Consider the following 19,461-nt stretch of genomic DNA (forward strand, 5'->3'; position numbering starts at 1 on the left):
AATTCCTCGGCGGTTCATACCAGCTTAGGTTTGATGCACTTCTGCGTCCGTGCGGCGGCGCACATAGCGCCGGGTCAAGTAGGCCGCCCCAGTGTCAGCGGCGTATACAAAGCATCTACAGCATGTCTTCAGGTCGAACCCAGGCGTCGAACTCTTGCGCAGTGACATGGCCCAGGGCCAGTGCGGCTTCGCGCAGGCTGGTGCCCTGCTGCTGCGCGTGGCGGGCGATGCGTGCCGCCTTGTCGTAGCCGATGTGCGGCGCCAGGGCCGTCACCAGCATCAGCGAGGACTGCAGATTGCGCTCCAGTTGCACGGCATTCGCGCGTATGCCCATCAGGCAGTGTTGCCGGAAGCTCTGCATGGCGTCTGACAGCAGGCGGATCGAGTCCAGCATGTTCAGGGCGATCAGCGGCTTGTAGACATTCAGCTCAAACTGGCCTTGCGCTGCGGCCATGCCGATGGCCACATCGTGCCCCATGACCTGAGCGCAGACCATGGTCAGCGCCTCGATCTGGGTCGGGTTGACCTTGCCCGGCATGATGGAGCTGCCTGCCTCGTTTTGCGGCAGCAGCAATTCACCCAGACCGGCGCGCGGCCCGCTACCCATCAGGCGGATGTCGTTGGCCATCTTGTTGAGTGCAATGGCCAGCATGCGCAGGCTGCCGTGCAGTGCCACCAGCGCTTCGTGCCCGGCCATGGCGGCAAAGAGGTTGTCCGCCTGCGTCAGGGGCAGCTGCATCTTCTCTGCCAGCAAGGCGGCCACACGTGGCCCGAACTCTGCATGGGTGTTGATGCCGGTCCCCACAGCGGTGCCGCCAATGGCCAGCTTGCCGACTGCGCCCAGCGCATGCCGCACGGCCTCCTCACACAAGGCCAGTTGCGCAGCGTAACCACCAAACTCCTGTCCCAGCGTCACCGGCGTGGCGTCCTGCATATGGGTACGACCGATCTTCACCATGTCCTTGAACTCCACCGCTTTGATCAGCAGTTCCTGGTGCAGCGCGCTCAACGCCGGAAGCAGCCGGATGTGGGCCTGCTCCAACGCTGCCATGTGCATGGCCGTGGGAAACACGTCGTTGGAAGACTGTCCCCGGTTGACGTCGTCATTGGGGTGAACGGTGATGTGAGCGGAGGCAATGCGGGCTATCACCTCGTTCACATTCATGTTGGTCTGGGTGCCCGAGCCGGTCTGCCATACCGACAGGGGAAAGGCATCGTCATGCCGGCCCTCGGCGATCTGCAACGCCGCATCCGCAATGGCCTGGGCCTTGGCCGCATCCATCCGTTGCAGTTGCAGGTTGACCTGCGCCGCGGCCCATTTGATGAGTGCCAGCGCATGCACGATTTCCAGCGGCATGCGCTGACTTCCAATGGCAAAGAAATGCAGGCTGCGCGCGGTCTGCACACCCCACAGCGCATCCACGGGAATCTCCAGAGAGCCAAAGCTGTCGGTTTCGGTGCGCGTGGTGGTCATCGGAGTCTGTGCGCTCAGGCGTCCTGTTGCCGTTCCAGCTCTTCGGCCTGGAGCGGGTCGTCAAGACCTTCCGCAAACTCGCGCTCAGGCGGCGGCGATGCAGGCGCAGGTTCACCGGTTTCCGTGGGCGACGGGTCCGTGTCGGGTGGATGGTGCATGGTCGTATTACGTGATGGAATGTGACAAGCGTCTGTTACTCAGCGCACATGAGCCGCAGACACATATGTACCGTACGCTGCCGCACAGAAGAATGCAAGCCTTTGCTGCAAGGTGACTCTCCTTGACCACCTTCTTCGGGGAATTCCATGACTACATACGAGATTGCCACCATCGTGGGGAGCTTGCGCACCGCCTCCATCAACGGCCAACTGGCCCGCGCCCTGGCCTATCTGGACGTGCCCACGCTGGGTCAGCCGGAGGTCTTTGTTCAGGCCAAGGAAGGTCTGTTCGACACAGAAGGAAACATAGCCGCGTCCAGCCGGGCGTTTCTGCAAGGCTGGATGGACCGCTATGTGGCCTGGGTGAAGAAGCAATGCGGTGGTTGAACCTGTCCTGACCCGCTCCACGCCCAGACTCTGGCTTGGCATCGGCACGGCCCTGGTACTGGCATTGGGTGTAGCGTTTGCGGTTTGCGAATCGCGCGGCTGGCCCTTTCTGATCGCACCCCTGGAGTCGCTGCTGCAGCAAAAGCTGGGACGCACCGTGCTGCTGCAACCAGCCGCCGGTTCCGCCCAGGGACCAGGGCAGCAGGTGGAGCTGCATCTGTGGGGCGGCGTGGCGTTGCAAAGCCCGCTGCTGCACATCGGTGCGCCGGCCTGGAGCCACACACCCTACCTGCTGCTGGCGCAGGATGTGCAGGTACGACTGCGCTATATCGACTTATGGCATGCCTATCTGGGGCAGCAACCCGTGGTGCAGTATCTGCAGGCACGCCACCTGGATGCCTATCTGGAGCGCACCGGCGATGGCCGCGCCTCCTGGCAACTGGCGGCCAGTGGTCAACCCCCTGCCATTCCACGCCTGGAGCATGTGCAAGCCGATACCGGGCAGCTGCACTACGACGACGCCACGCTGGACCTGAGCCTGCTTGCCGAGTTGCGTCTGACAAACGCCGAGCCCACGCTGTCGGTTGCGCAAGTGCAGCCGTCCCAGGTGCTGCATGTGACAGCGTCGGGCCTCTACCGCAAGAAGTCTTTTGCGCTGAGCCTCACTTCCACCGGCGCGCTGCCGTGGGATGCCGACGCTGCAGAAGGCACGCCGGTGGCGGTGAAGCTCGTGGCCAAGTCCGGCACCGCCAGCCTGGACTTTGGCGGTACGGCGCAGGACTTTCTGCATCTGGGCGGGCTCAATGGTCGCTTCGTCGTGGAAGGGCCATCGCTGGCTGCGGTAGGCGCGCCCTTTGGCGTCACGCTGCCCACCACCCGCGCCTTCAAGGCAGCCGGCGCGCTGACGCGCTCCGGCAAGGTGTGGGAAGTGGCATTGCGTTATGCCAATGTGGGTGACAGCAAATTGGCGGGCACTTTTTCCTTTGATACCAGCGCTGCGGTACCGCGTCTGACAGGCACGCTAGAGGGCACCTTGCTCAAGCTGCGGGACCTGGCACCAGCCCTGGGTGCCACCACTTCTGCGGTGGGTGCCGCTCCCGTATCCAAGGTGCTGCCGACGCGGCCCTTTGATTTCGCATCACTGCGCGCCATGAATGCCGATGTGCTGATCCGCCTCCAGCAGGTCGATGCACAGGTGACATGGCTGGAACCCTTGCGCCCTTTCAATGCCAACCTGCAGCTCACCGACGGCATGCTGACGCTCAAGGAAATCGATGCCCGCACCGGCCAGGGCCATTTGGTCGGCACGCTGGCACTGGATGGTCAACAAGACAGCGCGCACTGGGTGGCCGCGCTGAACTGGGACGGCGTCAAGCTGGAACGCTGGATCCATCAGACCCGCAGCGCCGCACTGCCGCCATATCTGTCGGGCGATTTGCAGGGCCATGCCACCTTGCAGGGGGATGGCCGCTCCACCGCAGAGATACTGGGCTCCATGCGCGGTGACGTGGGTGCCACCATCACCAAGGGCACGATCTCGCACCTGCTGATTGAAGAAGGTGGCCTGGATCTGGCCGAGTCGCTGGGGGTCTACGTCAAGGGCGACAACGCGCTGGTACTGGACTGTGCGCTGGCCGACCTGGTGGTCAACACCGGCGTGGTCCGGCCGCGCCTGCTGGTGCTGGACACCAGCGACTCCACGGTATGGATGGACGGCACGCTGTCGCTGGCCAAGGAGACCCTCGACTTGCGTACCGTGGTGGCTCCCAAGGACTTCAGCCCGCTGACGCTACGCTCGCCGCTGCGTATCACCGGCACATTTGCGCACCCGGAAGTGGGTGTGGAAAAGCGCCCGCTGGGCATCAAGGTGGGCACTGCCCTGTTGCTGGGATTGCTCAACCCGCTGGCGGCAATCATCCCGCTGATAGACCCGGGCAGCAATGGTGAAGCCAACAGCAACGCAGCCGCATGTCGCGCACGCGTGCAGCACAAGTTGCTGCGCGTCGCACCGACCGCACTGAGCCACCCATGAGCACACTGCTCGCCGACACCGGTGCAGCCATCCAGGCGGCTCTGCAGCAGACACTGGCGCTGGTGCGCTTTGTCGGCGAGACGGCATGGGTTGCTGCACACGGTGTGCGCCATCCGGCGCGCATCCGCTGGCGCCCGGTGGCATTCAATCTGCGGAGCTCCGGCGTGGACGCACTGCCCATCGTGGGCTTGCTGGCGTTTTTGCTGGGCGTGGTGGTGGCCTATCAGGGGGCTGCCCAGCTACAGACCTATGGCGCCAACATCTTTGTGGCGGATCTGGTGGGCCTGTCCATGTTGCGCGAGTTCGCGCCGCTGATCACCGCCATCATCGTGGCAGGGCGTTCCGGCTCGGCCTATGCGGCGCAGATCGGCACCATGGTGGTCACCGAAGAGATGGATGCGCTGCGCACCATCGGCATTGAGCCACAGGAGTTGCTGGTGCTGCCCAAGATCGTGGCGCTGGTGATTGCGCTGCCGTTGCTCACCGTGTTTGCCGATGTACTGGGTGTTGCCGGTGGCATGGTGATGGCACAAGTACGCCTGGGCGTGGGCTATGGCGAGTTCATGGAGCGCTTCGTCAAGGCCGTGCAGGTCAGCGACTACCTCATCGGCGTGTGCAAGGCGCCGGTGTTTGCCGCCACGATTGTGGTGATCGGCTGCTTCCAGGGTTTTCGCACCCAGGGTGGCGCAGACAGCGTGGGCCAGCAAACCACACGCAGCGTGGTGCAGTCCATCTTTCTGGTGATCGTGGTAGACGCACTCTTTTCCGTAGCCTTCAGCGCACTGGACCTGTGACATGAGCGTCCCCACTCCCGCCGCAGAACCGGTGATTCAACTCAAGCAGGTCAGCACCCGGTTTGGCGAACATATGGTGCACACCAACCTGGATCTGGAGGTGAAGAAGGGCGAGATCTTTGCGCTGGTTGGCGGCAGCGGCTCCGGCAAGTCCACGCTGCTGCGCGAAATGATTTTGCTGCAGCGCCCAGATACTGGTTCCATCCGGGTGCTGGGTACCGATCTGAAGGACATCAACGCTGCCCAGGCACTGGGCTTGCGCAAACGCTGGGGCGTGATGTTCCAGCATGGCGGTCTGTTTGCGTCACTCACCGTGCTGGAGAACGTGGGCCTGCCCATGCGCGAGCACACCCGCATGGACAGCCAGCAGATCGACAAACTGGCTGCAGAAAAAATTGCGCTGAGCGGGCTGCGGGCCGACGTCGGTACGCAGTACCCAGGGCAACTCAGCGGCGGCATGCTCAAGCGTGCGTCGCTGGCACGTGCTCTGGCGCTGGACCCCGAGCTGCTGTTTCTGGACGAACCCACCGCCGGACTGGACCCTGAAAGCGCAGACGGCGTGGATGAACTGATCCACAGCCTGCGCGAGAGCCATGGCCTGACGGTGGTGATGATCACCCACGACCTGGACTTGCTGTGGCACGTGACCGACCGCGTGGCCGTGCTGGCCGAAGGGCGGGTGCAGGGCTTGGGCTCCATGCAAGAGCTGTCAGAGCTGAAAGTGCCTGCGGTCGAGAAATTCTTCAGCGGACCGCGTGCGCGCGCGGCAACCGCACAACACCAACAGAACCAGGCCGACGCATGGAAACCAAAGTGAATCTCACCCTGGTGGGAGCCTTCACGCTGAGCTTGGGGCTGCTGCTGGTGGCCATCGTGCTGTGGCTGGCATCAGGCGGCATGTGGCAAAAGAAATTTGATGTCTACCTGGCCGTGGAAGAGGAGTCGGTCGCCGGGCTCAACCTGAACGCACCGGTGAAATACAACGGGGTGGAAGTGGGCAAGGTGCGTCGCATTGCACTGGACCCGCAGGACCCGCAACGCGTCAATCTGTTCCTAGCCATCGAGCGGGGTTCACCCATACGCCAGGACACGGTCGCCGTGCTCAAGGCACAGGGGCTGACCGGCATTGCCTATGTGGAACTCTCGGGCGGTGCACGTGACGCGCCACCACTGACGGCGCTACCCGGCGCCAGCTATCCGGTCATTGCCACCAAGTCCTCGTTGTCCACCCGGTTGGAAAATGTGCTGACGCGCGTGCTGGCCAAGCTGGACAGCACCTCGGGCAACATCGATGCGTTTCTCAGTCAGAAGAACCAGATCGCCTTCAGCAGCGCCATGGCCGATATGGCCCAGATCACCCACACCGTGGTTGCACGCAAACAGGTGATCGATGGCGCCATCGTGCATGCCGGCCAGACCCTGTCCAACACGGCGCAGGCGTCGGCCCAGTTGCCCGCCACGCTCAACCGCGTCAACCGCAGCGCCGACGCCGTAGGGCGCATGGGCGATGCGGTCACGCAGACCAGCACGGATGCCAGCGCAACCTTCAAGACCCTGGGCACGGAGGTCCAGCGCGTGGGCACTCAGACCGTGCCGGAACTGGACCGCTTGCTGGGTGAACTCAGCGTGCTGAGCGCCTCCTTGCGGCGTCTGACGGAGCAAACCGAGCGCGCGCCCGCAGGCCTGATCTTCGGTCACCCGACCGTGCGCCCCGGGCCGGGCGAAGGCACACCAGAAAAGGCAACACCATGAGCACGCCACACACCCCCAACCCATCCCGACTGGGCATCCTTTGTCTGACGATCCTGCTGCCAGCATGCTCGGTATTGAATCCGCGCCCCGTTGCGCCCACACAAACCTATGCGCTGGACAGCGTAGACATGCCCGGACCAGCCCTGCAGACAGCCAGTGCGTCTGCCCCCAGGCAGGTGCCGCCGCACGTCATCCTGCTGAGCATCCCCACGGCAGCGCCCGGTTATGACAGCTCGCACATGGTGTACACGCGTGAGGCCGGCTCACTGGAAGCATTTACTCACAGTGTGTGGGTCGATACACCGGCGCGCATGCTGGCTCCGGTGATGGCGCGCGTGCTGCAGGATTCGGGCATTTTTCGTGCGGTGCTGATGGCACCCAGTGCCGCGCGTGCCGACCTGCGGCTGGACAGCACCATCGTGCGGTTGCAGCAGGACTATTTACAACGGCCCAGCCAAGCGCACCTCACACTGCGTGTCACCCTGCTGGACAACAACAGCCGTGAGGTACTGGCCTGGCATGCATTCGACATCACCCAACCCGCCAGCACGGAAGACGCCGCCGGTGCAGCGGCCGCAACCCGCACGGCCACGCTCGCTGCCATGCAGGCCCTGCTGGCATGGCTTGCAGATTACTGAGGGAACACAGCATGAAATTACTTGCCCCGACCATGCCGCGGGAACGGCCTAGCGGGTGCGGGTGGACTCAAACAGGAACCAGCAGCGCTGCTCGGTCTCGTCGATCCAGACTTCAATCAGGCTGGCGCTGGCGATGTCCTTCTGGGCGTTGCACAGGTCATGGGCTTCACGCAGATGGGCTACCAGCGAGCGGTTGTCGTCGGCCAGTTCCGACAGCATGTCCTGCGGTGTCACATAGTCGGCATCGTTGTCCAGCACACGCTGGGTGCGCGCGATGTGGCCAATGGAGCGCAGTGTCTGCCCACCCACCTTGCGGATGCGCTCGGCCAGCGGGTCGGTCATGGCAAAGAGTTGCAGCGCCTGATCATCCATCATCAGGTGATAGTCGCGGAAATGGGTGCCGCTCATATGCCAGTGGAAGTTCTTGGTCTTCAGGTACAACGCGTACACGTCGGCCAGCAATGCGTTCAACGAGCCGCTGATTTCCAGCGTGGCGGCGCTGTCCAGATCGGTCGGTGTGGCCAGGGGGGCCTCGCGACGCTTTTTGAGTTTGGTGACTTTTTCGGTTTCTGATGATTTCATGGGTACTCCAGTTAAGTACGCCATGGTGGTTGCTAGCGGTGCCTGGGTCTGTTCGCTTGCATACACTGCTCACGCGCAATGCGGCCTCTCCTGTGCTCGCGGCAGCCTGGGCAGCGCGAAATGGCGAGTCATTGACCTGCATCATCCAATGCCACCGGCAAGGCGGCTTCGGCTCTTGCAGACATAGTTTGATGCGCGCATTATGTAGATGAAGGCCTGTGCGCGGTCGCCCCTGCGCGACCATGACCCAGCAGGCACAACTTGCAACGCAACGGGTTTTCCCCAGGAGGATGTATGTCTCTCGCCAACCAAACATTTGGCTTTTTCACGCCCACCGTCTCCCTCATGGGCGTAGGCTGTGCCGCACAGGCCGGGCCGCAGGCCAGAGCACTGGGCGCGCATCGTGCACTGCTGTGCACCGATGCAGGCATGGTGCAGCTCGGCATTGCCGAGAAAGTGAAGGCGCAGCTTGAATCTGCAGGTATCCAGGTGACGGTATTCGCTGGGGCCGAGCCCAACCCCACCGACCGCAATGTGCACGAAGGTGTCTCCGTCTATAAGGCAGCGGAGTGCGACGCCATCGTCACCCTGGGCGGCGGCAGCGCGCACGACTGCGGCAAGGGCATTGGCATGGTCATTGGCAACGGCGGCAACATCCGCGACTACGAAGGTCTGGACAAGACCACCAAGCCCATGCCACCGTTCCTGGCCATCAACACGACGGCTGGCACGGCGGCCGAAATGACGCGCTTTTGCATCATCACCAATACCGAAACCCATGTGAAGATGGCCTTGGTGGATTGGCGCTGCACACCCAACATCGCCATCAACGATCCCTTGCTGATGGTGGACATGCCCGCCGGCCTGACAGCCGCCACCGGCATGGATGCGCTGACACACGCGGTAGAAGCCTACGTGTCCACCATTGCCACGCCGGTGACCGATGCCTGCGCCCTCAAGGCCATTTCGCTGATTGCCGAATGGCTGCGCCCGGCCGTGGCCAACGGTGCCAACATCGAGGCCCGCGACAAGATGGCCTATGCCGAGTACCTGGCTGGCATGGCATTCAACAACGCCAGCCTGGGCTATGTGCACGCCATGGCGCACCAGCTGGGCGGCTTCTACAACCTGCCGCACGGTGTCTGCAATGCGGTGCTGCTGCCGGAGGTGTGCAGCTTCAACCTGATTGCGTCGGTGTCGCGCTTTGGCGATATCGCACGTGCGCTGGGTGAGAACACCGACGGCTTGTCGCCCATTGCAGCAGGCGAAAAGGCCATTGCCGCTATCCGGCGCTTGGCCAGGGACGTGGGTATTCCAAAGAACCTCACGGCCCTGGGTGTGCAGGAAAAGGATCTGGAAACCATGGCCGTCAACGCCAAGAAGGACGCCTGCCAGTTGACCAATCCGCGCACCGCCACGCTCGAACAGGTGATAGGCATCTACCAAGTGGCTCTGGTCGCCTAGGCGGCCTCCACACACTCCACGGGGCGGCTTATGCATGCGATGGTTTTGAAGCACACGGGCCACCCTCTGGTGTGGACCGAGTTGCCCGACCGGCTACCCGGCCCCGGAGAGATCCGCGTGCGTGTCACAGCCTGCGGCGTGTGCCGCACCGATCTGCATGTGGTGGACGGTGAGCTGCCCAACCCGCATCTGCCCATCATCCCGGGCCATGAGATTGTGGGCCGCATCGATGCATTGGGCGATGGCGTGCAGGGCCTGCAGCTGGGCCAGCGCGTGGGCATTCCCTGGCTGGGCCACACCTGCGGTGTCTGCCCTTACTGCAGGATGCAGCGCGAGAATCTGTGCGATCGACCGCTGTTTACCGGCTTTACCCGCGACGGCGGTTTTGCCACGGCCGCCTTGGCCGATGCGCGTTTTGCTTTTCCGCTGGGGGAACACGGCAGTGACGAGTCGATTGCGCCCTTGCTGTGCGCCGGGCTGATCGGCTGGCGTGCACTGACGCTGGCTGGTGACGGTAAGTGTCTGGGCCTGTACGGGTTTGGCGCCGCGGCGCACATCCTGGCGCAGGTGGCGCAACGCCAGGGCCGCAAGGTCTTTGCCTTCACGCGCGCCGGGGATGTGGCTGCGCAGGGCTTTGCGCGCGAACTGGGAGCCGTCTGGGCTGGAGACTCGGACCAGATGCCACCCGAGGCGCTGGACGCAGCCATCATCTTCGCCGCCGTGGGAGACCTGGTGCCGCAGTCTCTGCGAGCCGTGCGCAAGGGCGGGCGCGTGGTGTGCGCCGGCATCCACATGAGCGACATTCCGGGCTTTGCCTACAGCCTGCTGTGGGAAGAGCGGCAATTGCTGTCGGTGGCCAATCTGACGCGCCAGGATGGGCTGGACTTCCTCAGCCAGGCCCCGCAGATGGGCATTTTCACCAAGACAACAGCCTACCCGTTGCAACAGGCCAATCAGGCACTGGAGGATTTGCGCGCCGGGCGATTTGTGGGTGCCGCCGTACTGATTCCCTGATGCAGTCGCAGGCGGTATTTACATATTGCTGCAAAGATTTACCTTCCCCACTACAGGGTTTACCATTATTTGTCCGCTGGCGAATGCCGCTTAACAGCACACAAGCACCATGGAGGTCCCTTAACTTGGAACCTCCAAATGAAAAAACTGTTTGTCACAACTTTCGTACTGGGTACCCTCGCTGCAGCGTCCAGCTTCGCAGCAGATACGTCGAACCTCTCGGGCTTCAGCGTCGGTGCCAATGCGGAATTTTCCAAAGGCTCGTCCAGCGCTACGGACGGTACTTCTGACAACGGCAACACCTCTGCGTTGGGTCTGCAAGGGCGTTACGACTTTCCCGTGGCACCCAACTTCGGCATTGGACTGGGCGCTTCCTATAGCTCCAGCAACCACAAGGCCGGCACCTACGCCAGCGGCGCTGAGGCCACGATCGGAAACCGCTATTCCCTGGATGTGATGCCCACAGTGGCACTCGCCAACAACTACCAGCTGTTCGGCAAGCTGTCTTCCCTCTACGGCCGGGCCTCATCGGACGATGGCTCGAGCAACTCGGACGTACACGGCGTTGGCTACGGTATCGGTTTGCGCCAGATGCTGGACAAGAACATGTACTGGCAGGTGGCGTATGACCTGAACAAGTTCAACGACGTGACCTTCAATACCGGCACCACGTCCAGCATGCAGGAAAACGTGTTTTCGATCGGCGTGGGCTACAAGTTCTAAAGCCTGACAGGGGCGTGAAGCGCCGCTGCGGCCCGGCCGGCCTCAGCCCAGCTTGACGCCCTTGACCGCATGGGCGTGCGCCGCGACGGTTATCTGCTCACCGGCGCCGCCCATCTGGGCGCGCACGGCCTCTTTCAATGCCTGGCGCTCGTTCTGGCTCAGCTTGTCGGTACGGCTGCGTATGGATGGCCCCTGCAGACCGATGCGCCAATATTCCTCAAAGCTGCCAAAGGTGCGCTCCACCGTCAGCTTGTGGGTCTGCACTTCAACAAACCCCGCTGCATGCCATGACTGGCGCAGCGCGTCCAGGTTGGCCGCGTGCGGGCTGGGCGGCAAGGCAGGCGTGTGCCCTATGGCACGCAGTCCATTCTGGATGCCAGCCCACGGAAAGCCGCCCCCTTCCAGATCCCACGCATAGGCGGACGCCACTCCGCCGGTTTTCAGCACCCGGGACATCTCGGCCACACCGCGCTCCGGCTCCGTCAAAAAGAAGATGACCAGCGCCATGACCGCGTAATCCACGCAAGCGTCGGGTAACGGCAATTCCATGGAGTCGCCCAACATGAAGCGGGCATTGGTACGCGCAAAGCGGTTCTGCGCAAAATGGATTTGCTCCGGAGATGGGTCTATGCCCTGAACGGACTTGGCATTGCACCGCTCCAGTAGCAGCTGGGTGAATGCGCCATTGCCACACCCTACGTCAAGCCAGCTCTGCTGCATTGCGGGATTGAGCCAGTCCAGGAATTGCGATCCGGCCTCCTGGCTCCAGACACCCATGTATTGCTCATAGGCCGCGCCGTCGTCAAATCGTATAGGTTGTTCTGCCATTGCAGTTGTTCTGGAGTTGTGTGACCATCTGATCGTAACGGCTTATTTTGATTCTGATCAAGTGACCCTCTCAATCCTGCGGCCATCCGGATGTGGGAGTGACAGAATAGGTTTTAGGACGGCGTCACATCGCTCAACTCCCTTCATCATGGACGCCAACGCAATGCAGACGAATCGACATCAGATGATCCGTCAGTTGTTTGACGAATACATTGCAATGTATGCGTCACGTGATGAACGGTTGCATGCGCGATTCAGCGAGAACTTCAGTGGCTTTGCAGGCAGCAGCGATGTGCTGGTCAAGAACAAGCCAGCATGGCTCGAAGTGACGCACCAGGATTTTGCGCAGGTGCCCGGACGCATCCGCATCGAGATGCTGGACCTGTCGATCCAGGACCTTTGTGAAGAGGTCGCCGTGGTGACGGCCTTCTTCCATATCCACCTGCCCGGTGACCATGCGCTGTTTGCCAAGGAAGTAGCTCGACTGGTATTGGTGCTGCGCCAGGAGTCGGGTGAATGGAAGATAGCGCACAGCAGCATATCCATCCCGTATCGCCAGGCCTCCGAAGGCGAGGTCTATCCGCTCAAGAGTCTGCAAGATCGCAACAGCGAGCTGGAGGCTCTGGTACGGCAACGCACCCTTGCGTTGCTGGAGAGCCAGTCGCTCTACCAGCTGCTAACCGAAGATGCGCGTGACGTGGTCTGGCGGACTGACAAGGATTTGCGCATCACCTACATCAGCCCGGCCGACGAGCGATTGCGCGGTTTCAAGGCTGACGAAGTGATAGGACACCACGTCTTTGACATGTTCACCGAGGAAGGTGTGGCACTGGTCAAGGAGTTTATGGAACGCAGACGCCTGGCCGAGCAGTCGGGAAACCCCGTCGGATTTCTGACCTTCGAAGTCGAGCATCGTTGCAAGGATGGCCATCTGATATGGGGCGAAGTGCTGTCTAAGCCGGAACACGACGCGCAGGGCAACATCACGGGCTACCACGGCATCACACGCGACGTTACCGAGCGAAGGCTGATGGGCGAGCAGGTCCGGCAGATGGCATTCCATGACCCGCTCACCCGTCTTGCCAACCGGCGCCTGATGGAGGACCGACTGACCCAGGCATTGGCTACGGCCGAACGCGTGGGCAGCCATGGTGCCGTGTTGTTTTTGGACCTGGACAACTTCAAACCACTCAACGACGCGCACGGCCATGGCGTGGGAGACCTGCTGTTGATGGAGGTTGCCAACCGCCTCAGGAGTTGCGTACGCAAGGGAGACACGGTAGCCCGGTTTGGGGGCGATGAGTTTGTGGTTCTGCTCAATAACATGAGTCGTGACCGCAATCTGGCTGCAGCGGAAGCAGCGGCCATCGCGGAGAAGATACGCATCTGCCTGGCAGCTCCCTACTTGCTGCAACCCGAATCCGCTGACGCACCGCCTGCGCGCATAGAACACCATTGCACCGCCAGCATGGGCGTGGCGATATTCAACGGAACAGAGGCCGGCACCCTGGACATCATTGCCCGCGCCGACACTGCGATGTACCGCGCCAAGGACGAAGGGCGCAATCGAGTTTGCTTCGCCACGCCATAGACCACACCAGGAAACCACCATGAACACACCATCCCACAGCTCAGGGCTTCAACTTCGCTCCACCATCACCTCAGGTGGGCAACTGGTACTCGATCTGGTGCCGGTTGAAACACCTGCACCTGCCGCGGACGAAGTGGTGGTCCGTGTGGAGGCAGCACCGCTGAACCCTTCCGACATCGGCCTGCTCTTTGGTGCTGCGGACCTTGCCAGCGTGCAGTGCTCCGGTACGCCGCAATCTCCCATCGTGACCGCCACTGTGCCGCAGGGCGCAATGCGATCCATGGCAGCGCGGCTGGACCAGTCCATGCCGGTTGGCAATGAAGGTGCCGGTGTGGTGATTGCGGCAGGATCGTCGGATGCGGCGCAGGCGCTCCTGGGCAAGAAGGTGGCGGTTCTGGCAGGCGCCATGTATTCCCAATACCGCTGCGTCAAGGTGGAACAATGCCTGCTGCTGCCGCCGGATGCATCCGTGGCTGAAGGAGCCTCGAGCTTTGTCAATCCGCTGACTGCACTGGGCATGGTGCAGACCATGCGGCGCGAAGGCCACAAGGCACTGGTGCACACGGCGGCGGCTTCCAATCTGGGGCAGATGCTCAATCGGATTTGCCTCAAGGACGGCATTGCGCTGGTGAACATTGTGCGCAAACCCGAACAGGTAGAAGTGTTGCGCAAACAGGGCGCAGTACACATCTGCAGCACCGCATCGCCAACCTTCATGGAGGACCTCACCCAGGCACTCGTGGCCACCGGTGCCACCATTGCATTCGATGCCATCGGCGGCGGCAAGCTGGCCGGGCAGATCCTGACCTGCATGGAGCGTGCGATCAGCAGCAGCGCCAAGGAATACAGCCGATACGGATCCACCACGCACAAGCAGGTCTATATCTATGGCGGGCTGGATATGGGCCCCACCGAGATCCAGCGCAACTTCGGCATGGCATGGGGCATGGGTGGCTGGCTGCTGTTTCCGTTTCTGCAAAGCATAGGGCCCGAGGCCGTGCAGACATTGAAGCAGCGCGTTGCACGCGAACTGAAGACCACCTTTGCCAGCAGTTACACCCGGGTCGTGTCGCTGGCCGAAGCCCTGCAACCCGAGGCCATTGCCATCTACGGCCAGCGCTCCACCGGAGCCAAATACCTCATCAATCCCAATCTGTAGCAGACGGCGCCGGATGTATCCGCGTCAGGCTCCTGGTCTCACGTGTCTCATTTTAGTAAACTAGTTTACAATAATCGGATGGCTAAAAGCGATATCAACAACCGCTTCGGTTTTCTGGTCAATGAAGTGGGGCGTCTGTATGGCAGGCGCTTTGATCAGCTGTCGCGCCAACAGCTGGGGCTTTCCCGGGCACAGTGCCGATTGATCAACATCCTGGCACGCCATGCAGGCGATACGCCGCTGACACAGACCGAGCTGGCTGATCGTCTGGACCTCACGACCATGGGTGTGGCGTCCCTGTGCAAGCGCCTGGAGTCGGGCGGCTGGGTGACACGCCGCGTCAGCCCGACCGACAGCCGCGCCAATGAAATCGTGTTGCAACCCAAGGCGCTGGAAGAGCTCAAGGCCGCACATGCCATCAGCGACAAGGTGCAGGTGCAGGCGCTGCAAGGCCTGTCGGCACAGCAGCGCAGCGCGCTGATGGACATGCTGCATCACATACACAACAACCTCACCGCGCCATGAACGCTGTGCCGCACAAGGGCATGATCACACTGTCGATCATGCTGGCCACCATCATGCAGGCGCTGGACACCACCATCGCCAACGTGGCCTTGCCGCATATGCAGGGTGCCCTGCAAAGTTCGCAGGACCAGATCAGCTGGGTGCTGACGTCCTACATCGTTGCCGCGGCCATCGCCACGCCGCTGACCGGCTGGCTGTGCGGCCAATGGGGCCGCAGACAGGTGTTCCTGATTGCCGTGGTTGGCTTCACGATCGCGTCGGCACTGTGCGGCATGGCGCAGAACTTGAGCGAGATCGTGCTGGCGCGTCTGCTGCAAGGCGTGTTTGGTGCGGCTCTGGTTCCGCTGTCCCAAGCAGTGCTGCTGGACATCAACCCCAAGGAGAAGGTCGGTCAAGCCATGGCCATCTGGGGCGCGGGCATCATGATCGGCCCCATCCTCGGCCCCGTGATGGGCGGCTGGCTGACGGAGAACGCCAATTGGCGCTGGGTGTTCTTCATCAACCTTCCAGTGGGTGTGTTTGCCTTCTATGGCATTGCCCGCTATCTGCCGGAGAGCAAGCCCGCAGGAGAACAACTGGACATCTTTGGCCTCACCACCCTGAGTCTGGCCGTCGGTCTGCTGCAACTGTTTTTGGATCGGGGCGAGCAGCTGGACTGGTTCAATTCGCCGGAGATCTGCGCCGAGGCAATTGGCTGCGTCGTGGCGCTTGCCTACTTCATAGCCCATACGCTCACCACCACGAAAGTGTCCTTCCTGAACCGCGCGCTGCTCAAGGACCGCAACTTCATCACCGGCATTGCGTTTGCCTTTGTGGTGGGCATGATTCTGTATGCCACGATGGCCCTGCTACCGGCGTTTCTGCAGGGCTTGTTGGGTTACCCGGTCGTCTTTACCGGCGAGATCATGGCGCCGCGAGGCCTGGGAACCATGCTGGCCATGATGGTGGTGGGCAAGCTGGTGCATCGTTTCGACCTGCGGGCCATCATGGCATTCGGCTTTTGTCTCACGGCCTACTCGCTCTACCAGATGACACACATCACGCTGGACATGGATAGCACCCTGGTGACCGTCTCCGGCTTCATCCAGGGCATGGGTATTGGCTTTACCTTCGTCCCCTTGAGCGCCGTGACTTTTGCCACACTGGCACCCGAGCTGCGCAACGAAGGCACTCCGGTCTACAGCCTGATGCGCAACATTGGTAGCAGCGTGGGCATCTCCATCGTGCAGGCACTGCTCACTGAATCGATGGCACGAGCCCATGCTGAACTGGCAGTGGACATCAACTACACCAACCAAGTGCTGCAGGCTTTGCCACCCGCCATGAGCTCGCTAACTCCCTCGGGGCTGGCGGTCATTGACATGGAAGTCAATCGCCAGGCGGCCATGCTTGCCTACGTAGGCGACTTTCGGGTGATGATGTGGCTGACCCTGTTGACCATGCCGCTGCTGCTGTTGATACGTCCGGCAGAGAAGCAGCCGACCTCAGGCACACCGGCCGAAGCGGAAGCCCTTCACTAGCTGAGCGAAAACCTCTAGCGGGCGCTGTGACGAACTGCAAAAGGCCTCATGCATTCACAATGCTCCGTCAATATACGGGTAGCGCTCCTGGTGGCCGGTCCTTGAACCGTTTGTGGACCCAATAGTACTGGTCGGGCATGCTGCGAATCACCTGTTCCAGCCAGTGATTCATGTAAGTGGTATCGGCCTCAACGTCGGAACTCGGGTAGTCGGCCCAGGCGCGATGCACCTCGATTTCATATCCGGTACGTGTCATCCTGGCAGTCACCGGAACTACCTGAGCCAGACCAAGACGTGCGAAACGAGACAGCGATGGAACGGTCGCCGCCGGTACGCCAAAAAACGGAACAAAGATGGATTCCTTCAGACCGAAATTCATGTCCGGCAACAAATACAGAAGCGATCCAGCGCGCAATGCACTCACCACAGCCTTCACGCCGTGGTCTCGGTAAAACAGTTGCAGTTGTCCAAATCGCCGACGCCCGACGTGCAACCAGTGATCCACGGCCTTGTTTCGCTGTGGCGTGTAGATGCTCACCATGGGGCGATCGAGAATGAGGTTCAATGCGGTGCCTGCTGCATCCAGCCCATAGAAATGCGGTGCAAAGACGACGGTTGGCTCGGTGCCATGCAGTGCTTCCACGGCACCCACCAGACGCAAGCGTCTACGCACAGTCTCCGGCTTGGCATGCCAAAGCCAGGCACGGTCAAGCCACGACTGGGCGAAATAGATGAAACTTTGGCGAGCCCAACGCTCCCGCTGTTGCACCGACACCTCGGGAAAACACAACGCCAGATTGGCCAGCACGACTTTGCGACGCTTGACGACAAGCCCGTAAAGCAAGCCGCCTAACAATGCGCCCAACGCCCGAATCCAGGACAGAGGCAATGGCGCCATCACCCGCATAAGCAGCAAGCCAATATGGCGTGGCGGGCGCGCGCCCGCCATCGGGCTCTTGTGATCGCAGGTCATTGAAAATGCTTAGAGAGGAGAGTGTTCGACAAAAGGACACAGCACGGGCTTGTGACGGATATGGACTGACCATCGGGCATAGCCCTGTAGTTTCGGTGCATTCAAGGCATTCCCGAGCCGACTTTACGCAACTTGTCAATTTGTTACCAAATTGCCAAACAGTTGGTACAAATGCTTCGGGAGCATTTCACGAGTGGTGAGCATGTGTTTTTAGCTACTCCATTCGCCGTATCAATACATATATATATTTCAAACTGACACAGTATTTACGTATTCGTTACCATTTCTAACTATTGGAAACGGCTGATTTCGAATACCCATTTTCCGATTCCGATACTTGACCAGAATCCGAATCTGTGTCGGCTTGCATGGTCCCGTTCTGCAAAATGGGAAGTGCGCCGCAATGTGGCTCGCGTCGCTTGTATCGGCAGCTCAATTCACAGTTTCTGTGGGAGAGTTTTCTATCTACCTGCGCTGCAGGTCTTCAAGACGATTTGTAGCGCAGCTGATTGGGCTGCTTTTCCGGCGTCAGTTCAAACTGGCCGGGAAACTTCTTGAAAAGTTTGGTGGAAGCGGCATTTCTTCCGATGAGCTTGGCGTGGTGCAGTTGCATGACGATATTGATGGGCACGAACTACTGTCAAAGATTGAGCACCACAGATGGAATCACATCTTAAGTGTTGTAAAAAACATAGACGGAATCTTTGACGTGACGATTCCACAATTCGTTGGTATCGTAGGGGAATCAAGGCAGATACTTCTTTGTGATCCAACAGATTTTGATGTGGCTCTCAAATTTCTAGACCGATGCAATTGGCCATTGGATTTTGTTCAGTTTTTCCGTCCAGCCAAATTGGACAAGAAGTTTGAAGAGCATGTCGCTGCAAGGTCAGTGATATTTCAGCCCTCGATTTCAAGCGAAGGTAAGAAGGTCTTTCAAGTAGACAGAGCGACCATAGAAATTGGTGACGGAAAAATTGCGAATCTTCCCAGTCGGATTGCTATGGTTCGCTCCCCCCTCAATACAAAAATCGACACTAATTTTGAATTGATTTTGGTGTGGCTTGCAGTGACACTTGCGTAGTAGCTAGTAGCGCAAATTATGGGGAATTACTCCCGGTAATTACTTCCATTGCGTCCAAATGCAGCCTTGTCTTTTTGCCAATCTTCCTCCTAATGCACTTCAATTTGAGCAGCGCATTTTTGTTTTCCCGTAGCGCCCGCAGTTCTTCATCAAACTCATTGTCATCATAGTGAACATTATGAGTGGAGGCCTTCTTTGATTCTTCCACAACAGTGAAGAAGCGTTGCCGCAAACGACGTCCGTCGTAAAACCCTCGGACTTCGACTTCTTCGCTCGTGGAGTTCTCATCCATCTGAGGGTTTTTCCAAGTTCCGCCGAACTTGGCCAACACCTCGCCTTCCATACTTACATGTATGTCCGATTGCATGGGCTTTCCACCGTGCGCCTGAAGAAAACCTGCAACACTTTCATCAACGACTTGAATATCCTTCTCGGAGATGCCCTCTTGGTTCTCATAGGAGGGCGATGGTGTTTCCGGCTCCACTATCGTTTTTGCAATGAAGCGATTGATAGCAAATCTTGTCTTTGCGGCGCCTATGGAGACGGCTTCTTTGACAAGAACCACCATTTCTGCCACCACTCGCATTGGACCAATTTCCCGGTAGCGGTAGGTATATTTGATGCAGTCACTGGGCAGGTCATTTAACTTTATCGTCAATCCGCCAATTTCTGCGGCAAGATTTCGAGGACTTTTCCATCGCAATGCATTTAGATCGCCTTCGAGGCATTGTTGACCTTCTTTTGTGCCCTTTATTTCTCCCGT

At 60.4% G+C, this 19,461-nt stretch carries 20 protein-coding genes; 14 read left to right on the forward strand and 6 right to left on the reverse strand.

Features of this window, described 5'->3' with window-relative positions; translation table 11 throughout:
* Positions 1 to 115 precede the first annotated feature (115 nt).
* Complete coding sequence (locus AC1RMF_RS17985) at positions 116 to 1,474, reverse strand: class II fumarate hydratase (RefSeq protein ID WP_493143263.1); 1,359 nt, start codon at positions 1,472 to 1,474, stop codon at positions 116 to 118.
* 14 nt (positions 1,475 to 1,488) lie between these two features.
* Positions 1,489 to 1,632, reverse strand: coding sequence for a hypothetical protein (locus AC1RMF_RS17990; RefSeq protein WP_342619389.1), 144 nt, complete (start codon positions 1,630 to 1,632; stop codon positions 1,489 to 1,491).
* Positions 1,633 to 1,779: 147 nt separating this feature from the next.
* On the opposite strand from AC1RMF_RS17990, the gene AC1RMF_RS17995 reads away from it, so the two are divergent.
* Genes AC1RMF_RS17995 through AC1RMF_RS18020 form a run of 6 tightly spaced genes read left to right on the forward strand, consistent with a single transcriptional unit; the run spans position 1,780 to position 7,235 of the window.
* The gene (locus AC1RMF_RS17995; protein ID WP_493143265.1) at positions 1,780 to 2,019 is read left to right on the forward strand and encodes a hypothetical protein; all 240 of its coding nucleotides are present in this window, start codon (positions 1,780 to 1,782) and stop codon (positions 2,017 to 2,019) included.
* A complete protein-coding gene (locus AC1RMF_RS18000) occupies positions 2,012 to 4,051 on the forward strand; it encodes an AsmA family protein (RefSeq protein ID WP_493143267.1) in 2,040 nt (679 codons plus the stop codon). Before AC1RMF_RS17995 ends, AC1RMF_RS18000 begins: the two co-directional genes overlap by 8 nt.
* A complete protein-coding gene (locus AC1RMF_RS18005; RefSeq protein WP_493143268.1) occupies positions 4,048 to 4,845 on the forward strand; it encodes an MlaE family ABC transporter permease in 798 nt (265 codons plus the stop codon). Before AC1RMF_RS18000 ends, AC1RMF_RS18005 begins: the two co-directional genes overlap by 4 nt.
* 1 nt (position 4,846) lies before the next feature.
* Positions 4,847 to 5,662: an ABC transporter ATP-binding protein gene (locus tag AC1RMF_RS18010; RefSeq protein WP_493143270.1), complete on the forward strand. Its 816-nt coding sequence runs from the start codon at positions 4,847 to 4,849 to the stop codon at positions 5,660 to 5,662.
* Positions 5,647 to 6,597 carry an MlaD family protein gene (locus tag AC1RMF_RS18015; RefSeq protein WP_493143271.1) on the forward strand — a complete coding sequence of 317 codons (951 nt, stop codon included), beginning with the start codon at positions 5,647 to 5,649 and terminating at the stop codon, positions 6,595 to 6,597. Before AC1RMF_RS18010 ends, AC1RMF_RS18015 begins: the two co-directional genes overlap by 16 nt.
* The gene (locus AC1RMF_RS18020; protein WP_493143273.1) at positions 6,594 to 7,235 is read left to right on the forward strand and encodes an ABC-type transport auxiliary lipoprotein family protein; all 642 of its coding nucleotides are present in this window, start codon (positions 6,594 to 6,596) and stop codon (positions 7,233 to 7,235) included. The genes AC1RMF_RS18015 and AC1RMF_RS18020 overlap by 4 nt, the downstream gene beginning before the upstream one ends.
* 48 nt (positions 7,236 to 7,283) lie before the next feature.
* Here the strand turns inward: AC1RMF_RS18020 and AC1RMF_RS18025 are convergent, their stop codons facing one another.
* Complete coding sequence (locus AC1RMF_RS18025; RefSeq protein ID WP_493143275.1) at positions 7,284 to 7,817, reverse strand: Dps family protein; 534 nt, start codon at positions 7,815 to 7,817, stop codon at positions 7,284 to 7,286.
* 294 nt (positions 7,818 to 8,111) lie between these two features.
* Between AC1RMF_RS18025 and AC1RMF_RS18030 the strand changes: the two genes are divergently transcribed.
* From AC1RMF_RS18030 to AC1RMF_RS18040, 3 genes are all read left to right on the forward strand, one after another.
* Positions 8,112 to 9,281 (forward strand): iron-containing alcohol dehydrogenase, encoded by a 1,170-nt coding sequence (locus AC1RMF_RS18030; RefSeq protein ID WP_493143277.1) that lies wholly within the window; start codon positions 8,112 to 8,114, stop codon positions 9,279 to 9,281.
* A gap of 30 nt (positions 9,282 to 9,311) precedes the next feature.
* Positions 9,312 to 10,295, forward strand: coding sequence for a zinc-dependent alcohol dehydrogenase family protein (locus tag AC1RMF_RS18035; RefSeq protein ID WP_493143278.1), 984 nt, complete (start codon positions 9,312 to 9,314; stop codon positions 10,293 to 10,295).
* A gap of 138 nt (positions 10,296 to 10,433) precedes the next feature.
* Positions 10,434 to 11,018: an outer membrane beta-barrel protein gene (locus AC1RMF_RS18040; RefSeq protein WP_342619404.1), complete on the forward strand. Its 585-nt coding sequence runs from the start codon at positions 10,434 to 10,436 to the stop codon at positions 11,016 to 11,018.
* 42 nt (positions 11,019 to 11,060) lie between these two features.
* Here AC1RMF_RS18040 and AC1RMF_RS18045 read toward each other — a convergent pair whose 3' ends face one another.
* Positions 11,061 to 11,846 carry a class I SAM-dependent methyltransferase gene (locus AC1RMF_RS18045; protein WP_493143281.1) on the reverse strand — a complete coding sequence of 262 codons (786 nt, stop codon included), beginning with the start codon at positions 11,844 to 11,846 and terminating at the stop codon, positions 11,061 to 11,063.
* Positions 11,847 to 11,994: 148 nt separating this feature from the next.
* Here AC1RMF_RS18045 and AC1RMF_RS18050 point away from each other — a divergent pair, with 148 nt between their 5' ends.
* The 4 genes from AC1RMF_RS18050 (at position 11,995) to AC1RMF_RS18065 (ending at position 16,641) form a co-directional block, all read left to right on the forward strand.
* Positions 11,995 to 13,437, forward strand: coding sequence for a diguanylate cyclase domain-containing protein (locus tag AC1RMF_RS18050; protein WP_493143282.1), 1,443 nt, complete (start codon positions 11,995 to 11,997; stop codon positions 13,435 to 13,437).
* A 19-nt stretch (positions 13,438 to 13,456) separates the two neighbouring features.
* Positions 13,457 to 14,596: a zinc-binding dehydrogenase gene (locus AC1RMF_RS18055; RefSeq protein WP_493143284.1), complete on the forward strand. Its 1,140-nt coding sequence runs from the start codon at positions 13,457 to 13,459 to the stop codon at positions 14,594 to 14,596.
* Positions 14,597 to 14,674: 78 nt separating this feature from the next.
* On the forward strand, positions 14,675 to 15,121 hold the full coding sequence (locus AC1RMF_RS18060) for a MarR family winged helix-turn-helix transcriptional regulator (protein ID WP_342619408.1): 447 nt from the start codon (positions 14,675 to 14,677) through the stop codon (positions 15,119 to 15,121).
* Entirely contained in the window at positions 15,118 to 16,641 is a 1,524-nt protein-coding gene (locus tag AC1RMF_RS18065; RefSeq protein ID WP_493143287.1) for a DHA2 family efflux MFS transporter permease subunit, read from the forward strand. The genes AC1RMF_RS18060 and AC1RMF_RS18065 overlap by 4 nt, the downstream gene beginning before the upstream one ends.
* Positions 16,642 to 16,708: 67 nt before the next feature.
* Here the strand turns inward: AC1RMF_RS18065 and AC1RMF_RS18070 are convergent, their stop codons facing one another.
* Positions 16,709 to 17,614 (reverse strand): lysophospholipid acyltransferase family protein, encoded by a 906-nt coding sequence (locus AC1RMF_RS18070; protein ID WP_493143290.1) that lies wholly within the window; start codon positions 17,612 to 17,614, stop codon positions 16,709 to 16,711.
* A 403-nt stretch (positions 17,615 to 18,017) separates the two neighbouring features.
* On the opposite strand from AC1RMF_RS18070, the gene AC1RMF_RS18075 reads away from it, so the two are divergent.
* Positions 18,018 to 18,698: a hypothetical protein gene (locus AC1RMF_RS18075; RefSeq protein WP_493143291.1), complete on the forward strand. Its 681-nt coding sequence runs from the start codon at positions 18,018 to 18,020 to the stop codon at positions 18,696 to 18,698.
* A 16-nt stretch (positions 18,699 to 18,714) separates the two neighbouring features.
* On the opposite strand, the gene AC1RMF_RS18080 is transcribed toward AC1RMF_RS18075, so the two are convergent.
* Positions 18,715 to 19,461, reverse strand: a 747-nt coding sequence (locus AC1RMF_RS18080; RefSeq protein WP_493143293.1) for a hypothetical protein, incomplete at its 5' end; no start/stop codon positions are given.

The sequence above is a fragment of the Rhodoferax sp. GW822-FHT04A08 genome (genome assembly GCF_058801025.1).